Source organism: Bartonella capreoli, from assembly GCF_902813205.1.
GTDB lineage: Bacteria > Pseudomonadota > Alphaproteobacteria > Rhizobiales > Rhizobiaceae > Bartonella > Bartonella schoenbuchensis.
The window spans coordinates 1-13,414 of the sequence record NZ_CADDZX010000011.1 but is presented as its reverse complement, the minus strand read 5'-3'; the positions used below and the strand labels follow the sequence as shown (position 1 = coordinate 13,414).

At 35.3% G+C, this 13,414-nt stretch carries 10 protein-coding genes, 2 tRNA genes and 1 pseudogene; 10 read left to right on the top strand and 3 right to left on the bottom strand.

Going from position 1 to position 13,414, the window contains the following annotated elements; genetic code table 11:
• Nucleotides 1-304 precede the first annotated feature (304 nt).
• The 8 genes from rpmH to J7R05_RS06350 all read left to right on the top strand — a co-directional run bounded on the left by rpmH (nt 305) and on the right by J7R05_RS06350 (nt 6,359).
• Nucleotides 305-439, top strand: coding sequence for a 50S ribosomal protein L34 (gene rpmH, locus J7R05_RS06385; protein ID WP_007476702.1), 135 nt, complete (start codon nt 305-307; stop codon nt 437-439).
• Between the two features lie 114 nt (nt 440-553).
• Nucleotides 554-925 carry a ribonuclease P protein component gene (gene rnpA, locus J7R05_RS06380; RefSeq protein ID WP_208541665.1) on the top strand — a complete coding sequence of 124 codons (372 nt, stop codon included), beginning with the start codon at nt 554-556 and terminating at the stop codon, nt 923-925.
• Nucleotides 926-936: 11 nt separating this feature from the next.
• Nucleotides 937-2,775, top strand: coding sequence for a membrane protein insertase YidC (gene yidC / locus J7R05_RS06375; protein ID WP_208541664.1), 1,839 nt, complete (start codon nt 937-939; stop codon nt 2,773-2,775).
• Complete coding sequence (gene yihA, locus J7R05_RS06370) at nt 2,772-3,419, top strand: ribosome biogenesis GTP-binding protein YihA/YsxC (RefSeq protein WP_208541663.1); 648 nt, start codon at nt 2,772-2,774, stop codon at nt 3,417-3,419. The genes yidC and yihA overlap by 4 nt, the downstream gene beginning before the upstream one ends.
• A 133-nt stretch (nt 3,420-3,552) precedes the next feature.
• Complete coding sequence (locus tag J7R05_RS06365) at nt 3,553-4,245, top strand: glutathione S-transferase family protein (protein ID WP_208541662.1); 693 nt, start codon at nt 3,553-3,555, stop codon at nt 4,243-4,245.
• A 466-nt stretch (nt 4,246-4,711) separates the two neighbouring features.
• Nucleotides 4,712-5,518, top strand: coding sequence for a 4-hydroxy-tetrahydrodipicolinate reductase (gene dapB / locus J7R05_RS06360; protein ID WP_208541661.1), 807 nt, complete (start codon nt 4,712-4,714; stop codon nt 5,516-5,518).
• Nucleotides 5,519-5,548: 30 nt separating this feature from the next.
• A complete protein-coding gene (locus J7R05_RS06355) occupies nt 5,549-6,169 on the top strand; it encodes a 2,3-bisphosphoglycerate-dependent phosphoglycerate mutase (RefSeq protein ID WP_208541660.1) in 621 nt (206 codons plus the stop codon).
• A gap of 105 nt (nt 6,170-6,274) precedes the next feature.
• Nucleotides 6,275-6,359, top strand: a tRNA-Leu gene (locus J7R05_RS06350).
• A gap of 331 nt (nt 6,360-6,690) precedes the next feature.
• Here the strand turns inward: J7R05_RS06350 and J7R05_RS06345 are convergent.
• A pseudogene (locus J7R05_RS06345) lies at nt 6,691-7,310 on the bottom strand (lambda exonuclease family protein).
• Nucleotides 7,311-7,601: 291 nt separating this feature from the next.
• Complete coding sequence (locus J7R05_RS06340) at nt 7,602-7,928, bottom strand: recombinase RecT (protein WP_208541659.1); 327 nt, start codon at nt 7,926-7,928, stop codon at nt 7,602-7,604.
• A 1,173-nt stretch (nt 7,929-9,101) separates the two neighbouring features.
• Here J7R05_RS06340 and J7R05_RS06335 point away from each other — a divergent pair.
• Both J7R05_RS06335 and J7R05_RS06330 read left to right on the top strand, forming a co-directional pair.
• Nucleotides 9,102-10,013 carry an outer membrane protein gene (locus J7R05_RS06335; RefSeq protein ID WP_208541658.1) on the top strand — a complete coding sequence of 304 codons (912 nt, stop codon included), beginning with the start codon at nt 9,102-9,104 and terminating at the stop codon, nt 10,011-10,013.
• A 1,243-nt stretch (nt 10,014-11,256) separates the two neighbouring features.
• The gene (locus tag J7R05_RS06330; RefSeq protein ID WP_208541657.1) at nt 11,257-12,357 is read left to right on the top strand and encodes a YrzE family protein; all 1,101 of its coding nucleotides are present in this window, start codon (nt 11,257-11,259) and stop codon (nt 12,355-12,357) included.
• A gap of 948 nt (nt 12,358-13,305) precedes the next feature.
• On the opposite strand, the gene J7R05_RS06325 is transcribed toward J7R05_RS06330, so the two are convergent.
• Nucleotides 13,306-13,382 (bottom strand) — tRNA-Met (locus J7R05_RS06325).
• Nucleotides 13,383-13,414 lie beyond the last annotated feature (32 nt).

Genomic DNA, 13,414 nt, shown 5'->3' with positions numbered 1-13,414 from the left:
TCTATTGCAAATCAAGGTAGTCAGAATATCTTATTATTGTTCCGTAATTAATTCCATAGAGTTTTTACATGAAAAAGGCTGCGCATCTGCGTGGCCTTTTTTATTAACTACTCGAATAATAAATATATTGCTTAAGTCAATAAACTTCTTGCATCTTTTTAAAACACAAAATCTAAGATTGACTTTTTTATGCTTTTACTTATAGGGTAGCATTTACCTTAGAATTATGATGGAATAGAATTATTCATCGAGCATATTATTGTGCTATAGAACTAAGAAGGGCCGCATAACGGTATTTGAATAAATGAAACGTACTTATCAACCCTCTAAACTTGTTCGTAAACGCCGCCATGGATTCCGTGCCCGTATGGCAACCGCTAGTGGGCGTAAAATCATTTCAGCTCGGCGTAATCGCGGACGGAAGCGGTTATCTGCTTGATTCTTTGAATTTTTATAACAGACTGAATGTCGTTAGTTATTTTTTCGTTATGAACCTTTGATGCCTGTTTTTTCTGTAAAAGCAGGCAGGTAGTAAAGCTACGAAACGTCTTTCATGAAGCAAAAACATCCCTGCCGCATTCGTAAAAGAGCAGATTTTTTGGCTGTACGCACAGGAGAAAAACGACGTGGTCCTCTATTTCTACTTGAAATAAAACCCCGCGAACAAACAGCAGAAATAAAACATCCTCTTGTTGCACGTATAGGCTTTACTGTAACGCGTAAAAATGGCAATGCCGTCAAACGTAATCGCATTAAAAGGCGTCTACGTGAAGCAGTTCGAGTTGGACTAAAAGATAATATAGAAGCAGGAACCGATTATGTCATTGTTGCTCATCCCGATGCACTGCACGCACCGTTTTCATTTCTGATCAATGAATTAAACCGACGAATAAAGCCAAAAATTAAAAAACAGCAACGGCAATAGGATAAGTACAAATGGAATATAATCGTAATTTTTTTATCGCCATTGGATTGTCTCTTGTTATTTTTGTTGCATGGCATTTTTTTTATGTTGCTCCCCAACAAGCAAAACTACAAGAAATGCAAACAATGGCACAACAATTGTCAAAACAAAATTCAGAACTTCCCTCAGCTGATATGCATTTCTCTGATGCTGGTCAAACAAGTGGATCGGGATCTATATCTGATCGCCCTATGACACCTGAAAATCGTAGTGCAGAATTGTCCAAAACAAATCGTATTGCAATTAAAACTGATGAATTGGAAGGTTCTATTAATCTTGTTGGTGCACAATTTGATGACCTTTTCCTTAGAAAATATCGCTTAACTGTAGATAAGGGATCACCGGAAATTGCTTTACTCAATCCCAACGGATTTAATACAACCTATCTTGCTGAATTTGGTTTTACGAGTTCATTTCTACCAGCAACAGCATTGCCACAATCTCATACACAATGGCAAATAGAAGGTGAAAATACAACTTTAACCCCTTCAACACCTGTCACTTTAATTTATGATAATGGACAAGGACAAATTTTCCGTCGTACTCTTTCAATCGATAATCATTACATGTTTACCATTGAAGATTCTATCAAAAATGAAAGTGACAATCCTGTACATCTTTCGCCTTATGCCCGAGTTGCACGTGCCGCTCCACCAGAACATACAAATGCAACTTATTTGCTCCATGAAGGTATGATTGGTATCGCAGGTGATTCACTCAAAACAGAAACATATAAAAATTTAGAAGAGCTCAATCCAAATCCTGAAAATGGTCAGAAAAGCATGATCTTCTCTAAAGTTACAGGAGGTTGGGTTGGTATTACTGATAAATATTGGGCTGTAGTGGTTATTCCTCCACAAGATCAAGAGTATACAAGTCGTTTTATTTATTTTAATCAACTAAATACCCACTATCAATCCGACTTACAAAGTGCTCTTTTAACAGTTGCCCCCAATGAAACAAAAACTATTACAAATCATCTCTTTGCGGGTGCAAAACAAGTTGAGATCATTAACCGTTATCAAAACCAATTAAAGATTAGAAAATTTGGTCTTTTAATTGATTGGGGTTGGTTTAATTTCATCACCAAACCAATGTTCGCTCTTATTGATATTTTTTATAAGCAAACAGGAAATTTTGGTATTGCCATTCTTCTTGTTACAGTGCTTCTGAAAGTACTTCTGTTCCCACTTGCTAACAAATCTTATAAGTCTATGGCACGCATGAAGTTAGTGCAACCAATGATGCAAGAAATAAAAGAAAAATATGCAGATGACCGAGTTAAACAACAACAAGCAGTGATAGAATTGTACAAAACTCAAAAAATTAATCCCCTTGCGGGCTGTTGGCCAATGCTAGTTCAATTTCCAATATTTTTTGCTCTTTATAAGGTTCTTTATATTACCATTGAAATGCGACATGCACCTTTCTTTGGCTGGATTCAAGATTTAGCAGCACCTGATCCAACGTCTATTTTTAACCTATTTGGCTTATTACCCTATGAAGTGCCAACATTTCTTATTCTTGGTGCATGGCCTTTAATCATGGGGATAACAATGTTTCTACAGATGCATATGAACCCAACTCCCCCAGACCCAACACAAGCTATGATTTTCACATGGATGCCTGTCATTTTTACCTTTATGTTAGCTTCCTTCCCTGCTGGTCTTGTTATTTATTGGGCATGGAATAATACATTGTCAATTATTCAACAAGGCATCATGATGAAACGTCAAGGCGTGAAAATTGAGCTTTTTGATAATCTTAAAGCTATGTTCCATAAAAAATCTAAAAAAGAAAGACATAAATGACAAAACGTCCTACAACTTCTGGGATTTTTTTTCGTAATTGGATTTTCATTCGCAGTGTGCCTACAATACAATATCTTCCACCTGAAGGTCCCCCAGAAATTGCATTTGTAGGACGCTCTAACGTTGGAAAATCGTCTCTAATCAATGCATTGGTGCAGCAAAAAGGTTTAGCACGCACTTCAAATACACCAGGACGTACTCAGGAGCTTAATTACTTTATACCTGAAGGCTTAAGTGATCAGAAAGAAGATTTTCCCCCTATAGCACTTGTCGATATGCCGGGTTATGGTTTTGCCAAAGCTCCCCCAAATTGTGTTGAAGCGTGGACACGTCTGATCTTTGATTATTTACGGGGTCGTACAACGCTCAAACGTGCTTATGTTTTAATTGACTCACGTCATGGAATAAAAAAAAATGATACAGATGTCTTAGATCTTCTGGATAAAGCAGCAGTTTCTTATCAAATTGTTTTAACAAAAAGTGATAAAATCAAACCAAATGCACTTGAAACCTTAGTAACTGCTACAAAAAAAAATATTTTAAAACATCCAGCTGCTTATCCAGATCTGCTAATTACCTCTTCACAAAAAGCTTTGGGGTTAGAAGAGTTGCGTGCAGCTATTTTGCAAGCAGTTACGCAATAAGATAACATCTTCATTAAGAGATTATTAAACATAACTATTAGCAATTACTAATGATCTTGTTCTTTCAACAAAGCATCTTTATAAAAATCCTGTTATCTCAAATATCTATCGACTCTATTTAAGCACATAAATTATGCTCACACTTTTTCATCATCCCCTATCTTCTGCCTCTCGTTTCATACGTCTTATTCTCGAAGAATATGGTATAGCAACCCACCTTATTGAAGAAAATGAATGGGCAAGAAAACCTGAGTTTCTTGCACTTAATCCAGCGGGACATTTGCCCGTTTTCCTTGCTGAACATGAAATACCATTATCGGGTGCATCTGTGATTTATGAATATTTAGATGAAACCCGTGGTAGTTTACGACCAGATAAACAATTTTTCCCAACAAACCCTTTAGAACGCGCCGAAGTACGCCGTCTTAATGATTGGTTTTTAAACAAACTTGAAAATGAAGTTACGCGTCATATCGTGCGAGAGCGAATTTATAAACGTGAAATGCCGTTAGCTATTGGTGGTGGATCTCCTAATTCGCAAATTCTACGCAATGCACGTGCTAATATTCCACCACATATGAATTACTTGAATTGGCTTTGCACATCTCGTGATTGGTTAGCTGGGCCTATGCTGTCCTATGCAGATTTGGCAGCTGCAGCCTCTATCTCTATACTTGATTTTTTGGGAGAAATTGATTGGGAGCAATTTCCTCCTATTCAAGAATGGTATATGCGGATCAAATCTCGACCTTCTTTTCGCCCTCTTTTAAATGATCGGATCCGTGGAATTACGCCCAGTTCCCATTACGTTGATCTGGACTTCTGATTTGTCAATAAATACTGTAATTTTTAGAACTATTCTTATATTAACCAATAAGTAGTGATCTTAATTAGAATTTTTATTAAATTATAAAAAAATCCCTGCATATTATTAATCTCAAAGCAAGTATTCAACTTTGCTCATATAACAGCTAGCAATAATATTATTGAAATAATTTACATATAGGTAAACAAAAAGTGTATTTAATTTTACAATTAATATACATTTAAGAGAAAGTTATTATTTATTATATTGAAATACACAAAAATTAAAATATACTTTTAAAAATACTTTACATACATTTGCATGTATTTATTGCTATAATGATAAAAAATATATTGCTGACCAAATTTTACATAAACAAGCCATCAGCTTAAATATGCTAAATTTAGCTTTATATGGAAAAGAATAGTTGGCAAAAAGAAAAGAATTTGCCTATAATTAAGAAGTAAAGTGTTACAAGGAGAAAAACATGCGCCTTGCAGTTGTTGGTGCCAATGGGAGAATGGGGCGTGCGTTAATTACAGCTCTCCAACATAGAAAAGGCGTAGAACTTTGTGGTGTGCTTGTGCGCAAAGGATCATCTTTTGTAGGGAAAGACACCAGCGTATTGATTGGTTCAAATCTTCTTGGAATTCCAATCACTGATGATCCTGAAAAAGCCTTTTCTGACGCTGAAGGTATTTTAGACTTTTCCCAGCCACAAGCCACTATTATCTATGCTGATTATGCCGCCCAAAAAGGTATTGTTCATATTATAGGAACAACAGGATTTACCAAAGAAGAAGAGGCACAAATTGCAACTTCTGCGATGCACACAACCATTGTCAAATCTGGAAATATGAGCCTTGGAATTAATCTTTTGGCTAACCTTGTAAAGAAAGCAGCTAAAACATTAACATCTGAAGAATTTGATATTGAAATTTCTGAAATGCATCATTCTGGCAAAGTTGATGCTCCTTCTGGAACAGCTCTTCTTCTTGGAAATGCAGCAGCAGAAGGCCGCAATGTTCAGTTCCAAGATGTCTATGTCAGCGAACGCAAAAGCTCTACAGGCGCACGCAAAAAAGGCACCATTGGTTTTGCCTGTTTACGGGGTGGAACAGTTGTCGGGGACCATAGTGTTATTTTTGCAGGTCCAAATGAACACATTATTCTTTCACATTCAGCACAAGAACGTTCTATTTTTGCCAACGGTGCATTAAAAGCAGCTCTGTGGGCAAAAAATCATAAAAATGGCCTTTATTCAATGCTGGATGTTTTAAACCTGAACGATTAACGTTAATTAATCAACTGCAGGAAATTTATAATGGGACGTACACTCGTATTAATCCGTCATGGGCAAAGTGAATGGAACCTTAAAAATCTTTTCACGGGTTGGAAAGACCCAGATTTGACAGAAAAAGGCCACGCAGAAGCAATAAAAGCAGGAAAAAAATTAAAAGAATCCGGCTTAAAATTTGATGTTGCTTATACATCAGCCTTACAGCGTGCACAAAAAACTGCTCAGCATATTTTAGAACAAACAGAACAAACAGATTTGCAATTGATAAAAAATTCAGCATTGAATGAGCGCGATTATGGTGATTTATCCGGCTTAAATAAAGATGATGCTTGTCAAAAATGGGGAAAAGAACAAGTGCATATATGGCGCCGTTCTTATGCCATTGCGCCACCTAATGGAGAAAGCCTGCGTGATACAGGTGCACGTGTCTGGCCTTATTATTTTCACCATATCCAGCCCCATATTTTGCGCTCCCAAACTGTTTTAATTGTAGCACATGGTAATTCTCTTCGTGCTCTTATTATGGCACTTGAAGGTCTAAGCAATGAAGAAATCGTATCTCAAGAATTAGCGACCGGTGTCCCTATTGTTTATGACTTCAATTTTGATTCAACAATTTTATCAAAAAAAATCATTACGCCTTAAATCATTATAATTATAGTTTATAGAGATAAGCACTTTAACTCTAATATTTTTAGTAAACTAATGATCATTGACAGAGTTACTTCTCAAGCTTAGATAAATTCTATTGCCCAGATGGCGGAATTGGTAGACGCGCAGGTTTCAGGTACCTGTACTGCAAGGTGTGGAGGTTCGAGTCCTCTTCTGGGCACCATTTTTGTCTTTAATATATCGGAATATATAGATTTTTATTTAATTTGATAATTTTTAGACCGTCTTTTAGTCTATCTTTTGCGGTTTATATAACTTTACCTAAATTGTTCCTAACTACTCTACCTTAGTTTATGTGGTTCGGGAAAAGCTTTTTCATTACCCTAATTCGAACTTGTTGTTGATACGTTGAAAAACTATGTATATTTACGTGTTGTGACATATCTATCGCCATCATTAAATATCATCTCGTTGCCTCTCTCTTTTTTATATTACATAAACGGATGGTGGGAGCGCTCAAGAAGACATATAAGTAAAAGAGCGCCCCCATAGCATTAAGCAGCTTGTATAAAGATTTGCATTTCTTGTTTTATTTCTTCTAAAAATGTTTTGACAGCTTTATTGATACGTTCAATTTGTTCATCATCGCGTGAGACGCGTTGAATCTTTATACACAAATGAGTGTGTTGGTCTTTAAGCCAAGGATTATACTGACAAAATCACACCATTTTCGCCCTGTGCAAGCCATTTGGAATTGCATTTGTAAGATATATTCAGGCTTGATTTTACTATCTAACAAAAAACGTACATGCGTTGTTGGTTGAGAATATTTGACCTTTATAAGGCCTCCATCCCCAATGAGACCGTCAGGAATAGCACCTGCCATTTCAATTGTTGGATGGGGAATAAATCCGCATCGGGTGACAGTAATCTCACGTTCGAGGCTGTACTTTTTAATTACCCTCTCTTTGCGTTTATTTCCCCATTTTATAGCTGGCATTTCATAAAATGATACTGTTTTACTTTCTAAGCATTTCGTAATAAATCTGAATTTGTACTCTTCATATTTACTTGTCGGCAAATCTTTAGCTATTTTACCTACAAAGCTGTCAATGTTTGAAGCTGTAAATTTTCCTAAATGAGCGTGAAACCATTCTGTTTGTATTTGTTTCATTAACTCTTTGATTTACACAAGCAATTCAACAGATACCCTCTCGTTTTGGAGATTATAATTAGCCTCATTTGTGGCAAATGATCTCGTGAATACGATCAGCTACACCTTCTTCTTTATAAAAAGCTTCATCTTCTTCATAAAAAAATGACCAACAGAATCGAGGGCAAGACGTGCACACTGTTTAATTGCTTCATTCTGCAACATGCGAGCAGGATATTTCCGCCAATATTCTGTATCCTGTTCGCATTCTTTTAAATATTCGGATATTCTTATTGGATATTTTAATGCCTTTCAAATACATAGCGCATGTAATAGAAAGCAGATTATCTTCATATCGGTGTTTTTTTGAAGTTTTATATCATAGAGGTTAGGACTTGACTTAATCATCTTGATCCACCCAGCGGCAGTAGCAACTGGGATGATGCCATTTTTTTTAGGAACAGCATATATTTCTTTGTTTAGAGGGTTTAATCCATGCTCATCGGCAAGATAAACAAAGAGAAGAAGATCTTCCTCAGAAATATTGAAATTGATACATGTTTTGAAGAGTGCTTCACGAAATTCTTGTTCTGATAAATTATATTTTTGCGCTACTTTTGCTATGAAGGGAGTTTCCATTATTATTTTCCTTAATTTTGGATACACCTTACTTGTGGCGTAAAAAACGCGTGTATTGAAAAGGGTCGTGCTTTAATTGATATCTTTTTAATATGCGCACTGTCTTTGAATTTACTCCCTCAAGCATACTAATCCTTTGGCTGTGATTTTTGCGCTAAAAACGGTCTTTTCTATTCCACTGGATATTTAAGATGCGGATTACAATCCATTAATTTTTTTATTACTTTTACTTTAATAACGATAATAAAAACCCTCTTGGAATACAAGAATAAACCCAATAATAAATGTAAAAATAACTAGTAAATCTTTAGGCTCTAATTCTAATATTTTTGCTACTTGGATTAAACTAAACAGTCTATAAGATCGTTAAACATTTAAGTTGTTCTGCCTTTAAGTTAACTCAGCAATGATATGATCCTTGTGCTCATTCGTGTTGGCAAATATTTATATTTGTTTTAGGCTAATGAAGAATTCTAAAAGTTTAGGAGTAATTTTACTTATAATATTATTGTAAAGTGGGAAGTTTTATCTACAACATAAAAAACAAGAAATATTAAGGGTAGTAGAAGACATTACTTATGCCGTTCCGTGAACAAAACATTTAAAACTTCAAGCTTCTTCTCACCTCCAGATGAAGCACAAGTTATACGCTTTATATCTTTCCCGGAAATGGTTAATCCAGTTATTATGTTATGATACTTATATTTCTGAGTGCATTAAGAATAGCCATCAATTTATCCACAAAAGATCTTTTCCTCCTTTTGGCAGCTTGTATTTATACACGAAAGAAAACAGGACAATCTTTTCATATTACAGCTATTTATAACATTAAGCATTGCTGAGTCAGAAGCTGGAGGAAGAGTAAGAATAACAATCCAAATAAAATGACTTGATGTCTGCATCAATGATATTGGAGGAATGCTGCCTAAACTGAAAGAGTGTGTTATTGTACTTCCTCTTAAAGAAATTAAAAATAAAGTGATATATTGTTAAAATCGTTTTGATTATTTATATAAAAAACCGAAAATAAGCACATATAAGCTTATCTTGCATAAAAAACTTCGAAATACATTGTAAAGCATTGTTTTTAAGACAAAGAAAAAATCAACATTTTGTAAATTTTTTGATGTAAAAATAACATTACGTATTTAAATATTACCTTTGGAGAAAACTATGAATACAAAATGTTTAATAGCTACATCTATTTTCACTTTAGCTGCAATTTCTTTAGTACAAGCAGCAGATAGTATAGTTTTTAAAGAAAATTATAAAATGGGTGTTTCACCAATTGTTAGACCACCTACTTTTTCTTGGAATGGTTTTTATATTGGGGGACAAGTTGGTGGTTTCTCAAGTAAGATTTCCGCGATGAGTCATGATAATGATATTCCCTTACTTCCTGATAAGAGTGGTAGACCTAAAAAATGGGTTCCAGTTAATGAAAAATTTTTGCCTAAACTTTCTGGTTTCATAGGTGGTTTTTATGCAGGTTCCAATGTTGATCTCAGTAATGGTCTTATCCTAAGCATTGATACGGATATAATTCTATCTGCACGAAAAAATACAAACACTATCGTAATTACCCCCCCATCTACAGACGATAATATGCCAGAAGAAAGTAACTTAATACCGAATCATGAGAATAGCCAATATCGACTGTCTAGAAGAGATGTCCAATTAAGAGAAAATACAATTGATATAGAAGAGGCAGAAAAAACTATCATAACATTTAAGTATACTTTAAACCAAAAATGGACAGGTGCCACACGGATACGTATCGGTTTTGCTGCTGATCGTATTATGCCTTATATCGCTGGTGGTGTTGCTTATGGACAGTTCCAAAATATTCTATCACTATCAAGCACAGCAACACATGACAAAGAGCTTAATAATATGTCGGATGAAACAAAAACAATGATCGGTTATACTTTTGGTGCGGGTATTGATTTTGCAATGACCGATGATATTATTTTGCGTGCAGAGTATCGTTATTCGGATTTCGGAAAAAAGAAATTTGCTAAAGATAGCTTTGAACTTCATTACAAGACTAATGATTTTCGTGCTGGAGTATCTTATAAATTCTAATTTCTTGTATGTTGTATAACTTAATCACTAAAAAGCCTTGTTTCTGACAAGGCTTTTTATTTGTTACATTTTTTCTATAAAAAATTATTATACAGTATAATTAAACTTGGCATAAGAAACATATTCCCATATATCGCAATAAATCAAACTTTGGAAAAAATAAACAACTTCAGTTGTTTAACCAGCTATATTGATAGATTCAAAATATTTTTGAAACACTTATATATCAAAGCCAATAACTAAAAATTTATCAAACTATTCTTAGTATGAACATCGCATATCATTCTAATAAGGTAGAGTGTTGTTCAAAAAAAATCTTTCACATATAATTTTTTGCCACTGAATTCCATTGAACAAGCAAAAATAGTTTTAACAATCTCAAATATATTGATGTTATTTTTGCCATTCAGTTCCGTAAGTTTAGGTCAAAATTGTAATGGCGATAAGCTAAGTTACTAAGTTTTACATATTTCGCCATGCATTACTTACTCCTAATTACTAGTTCTTCTCTCTATTAAGGAACACTATTTTTGAGCCTTTCTTTCCCCCTTAATTGTTCTTTTTATAGCCTGTAACACTAGTACTTACTAAGCGTTTTGTCTCAAATAAATAAACACCATTAATAGAGCTTTTTTATTTCTAACGTGTATTCTTATCACGTTTGGACCATTGTGAGCACTCTTTCCAAAACAGTGTAATTCTTATCTGCTCTATCAGCAAAAGTATCAAATATGCTCAAAAAAGATAAGAACAATATCATCGTTTATTGTTCTATAACTTTGATCAGCATCAGCAATTTATTTATAACCCCACAAAGCGGACATAACAAAAATTGCTCAATGCGGCCGCCAATAAAGAAAATAATAATATATTCCTAGCACACCATAAATACTATAATATGCCCTCATTATCTTTACAGGCAAGAACAGTACAACCATTCACAAGAGCTCATCTTACAAAATTTCTCGCACCTAAAAATCACAATAAGAAGCCCCATTACACCGCTATAACACTGTACTACTCCTTAAAGATCATCACATCATTATCCCTTTAGTAAATAGATTATTATAAATGATCATGGCAATGAGACGCTTTATTTTCAAGGTTTATTTAAAACGGATATAGCTCTCTAAAGACCTGGCATCATCAGGCGTACCCTTTCCTTCTATCAATATCTCCCTAGATTGAAACATAGACGCAGATCATGCGTTGTATATCAATACTCATAGAAGGAGATAAACAAATGGAAACGCGCATTCCAACAGACACATCATTAAATCCACATTTTCATGGAGAAAAAATTGTGGAACTTCAGCGTCCACTATTTCATAGGCCTCTTTCTTGGTCAGCTCTTTTTGCAGGACTGATTACGGCTATTGCTACTTCAATTTGCTTTTCTTTTTTGCTCGCAGCTTTAGGTTTAGGACAAATTGACCTCTATTCTTCTGCACCTTTTGGAGGAGTTTTGATGTCTGTTGGCATCGGTTCCATTATTGTGATGTTTCTTAGTCTTGCTATTGGGGGCTTTGTTGCTGGATATTTTGCAAAGCAAACAGGAGCAGCACATGGCTTCTTAACCTGGGCTCTTCTCATGCTTCTTATAACACTTCAGACAACTCTGTTCGTTTCCGGAGCAGCACACATGGGGGCTCAAACGCTCTCAAGCGTTGCATCTAGCTCCAAAAACGCTATTTCTAGCCTAGGAAAAGGGATCGGTACCCTCTTCTCATCTTCAGATTATGATTATTTTAACAAACTGTTGAGTGATAAAAACAGCCATAAAATTGATTTTGACAAACTAGGCAAAGATTTACGAACAGTACTTAACGAAAGTAATATTCCAGCTCTTAACCCTGAACGTTTGAATAGCGTTTATAGAGAGAGTTTAGATGATATACAGTCTGTCATCACAGCTTTGATGCATAATCCTACTGGTTATTCTGTCTATCTTAAGAAGCTAGGAAATCGTTTATCTAGCCGCCTTGAAACGATTACAGATAATATTGATCGCAGTGATGTCATCCGCGCTCTTACGAGCAATGGCATGACCCAGGCTGAAGCTGAACACACTGCAGATCGTGCAATCACTCTTTATCAAGAAGCACGGGTAAAAACTGAACAGGCAATCAAAAATTTCAACCAACAAGTCGACACACTTTCTCATCATCTTGAAGAAACAGCAAAGAACGTTCAAAGCTTTGCAGACAAAGCTATTGGAACAGCTTCTACAATTGGGTGGTGGAGCTTTTTAGGTAGCCTTATCGGCGCTGTCATTGCGACTGTATGTGGCTATTATGGTGCCAAAAGCCGTAAATATTGCTGCCTACTTAAAAGCTTTGCTTAAAAAGCACTGCTGCAATGGGTCATAATTGATCATCATAACAAGAAAGCTGCTAACCCATAGCAGCTTTCTTTCTTAAAAGAAGAAACAATTACCTCTAGCATTTCGAAAGATGGATAAGTACATACTTAAAACACCTACCAACTCATAAATTTTTTATAGACTTTATCATTAGCCAAGAGTTGAACCTACCCCCTTTATTTTTTCATGATACAAGCATGAATTAGCTAAAAACAGAGTAACTATATACATTACTTAAGCGTTAGTTTAGCCATGTTGCAGCTGTCAGAAGTAAGTAAGATCTGACAAGAAAGCCTTTTGCCTTTTTTCACAAGTGTTTTTATTATTCTAGTGTAATATGCAGGATAACCAAAGGGATAAACGACAATACAAAAGGATTCTTTGCAAAACGTATGACACTTTTAAAAAACTAAAGAAACACCACTGAGTTTAAGTTGAGTACCTATCAACATACCTATACCAACACTCACAAGCGACATCATAATCATTCCTTTTTACAAAATGCCCATATAACCTTTCTGCCCTTGAGCTTAAACAGATTATCGAGCACTGTAACAACATCTTTTACAATAATCATACAGGAATAAGAACAGACGCTTTGTGCCTTATCATTTATACACCCTAGACATTTAAACGAGACAGATACACCCATTTACCCGTCTGTAGTAAATATAAAGGAACAACAGAAGACAATATAGCCCTCACCCCTTTTATAAAGACATGGCAGACATATAAGAACTGTGCAAACATAAGAACTATGTATTGTACTATGAAGAGAGAAGAAACTTGTAGAGAAACGGTCAGATAAGAATATTTTACAGCAGATACAAAAACTTTTAAAGCAAAACACACAAAAGCAATAAGAAGCAATTATTGATTTGCCACAGTGATGTTTTTCTGGAGAGAGTGCAAATTTTGTCAAGATTTTTTTGGTTGCGGGGGCAGGATTTGAACCTGCGGCCTTCAGGTTATGAGCCTGACGAGCTACCGGGCTGCTCCACCCCGCGCCATTGCAGAGATCTTACAGTTATTGTGACGA

Coding starts and splice junctions, on each gene's coding strand:
- yidC (WP_208541664.1), top strand. CDS start 937: ATGGAATATAATCGTAATTTTTTTATCGCCATTGGATTGTCTCTTGTT.
- yihA (WP_208541663.1), top strand. CDS start 2,772: ATGACAAAACGTCCTACAACTTCTGGGATTTTTTTTCGTAATTGGATT.
- J7R05_RS06330 (WP_208541657.1), top strand. CDS start 11,257: ATGGAAACGCGCATTCCAACAGACACATCATTAAATCCACATTTTCAT.
- J7R05_RS06340 (WP_208541659.1), bottom strand. CDS start 7,928: ATGGAAACTCCCTTCATAGCAAAAGTAGCGCAAAAATATAATTTATCA.
- J7R05_RS06365 (WP_208541662.1), top strand. CDS start 3,553: ATGCTCACACTTTTTCATCATCCCCTATCTTCTGCCTCTCGTTTCATA.
- rpmH (WP_007476702.1), top strand. CDS start 305: ATGAAACGTACTTATCAACCCTCTAAACTTGTTCGTAAACGCCGCCAT.
- J7R05_RS06335 (WP_208541658.1), top strand. CDS start 9,102: ATGAATACAAAATGTTTAATAGCTACATCTATTTTCACTTTAGCTGCA.
- dapB (WP_208541661.1), top strand. CDS start 4,712: ATGCGCCTTGCAGTTGTTGGTGCCAATGGGAGAATGGGGCGTGCGTTA.
- rnpA (WP_208541665.1), top strand. CDS start 554: ATGAAGCAAAAACATCCCTGCCGCATTCGTAAAAGAGCAGATTTTTTG.
- J7R05_RS06355 (WP_208541660.1), top strand. CDS start 5,549: ATGGGACGTACACTCGTATTAATCCGTCATGGGCAAAGTGAATGGAAC.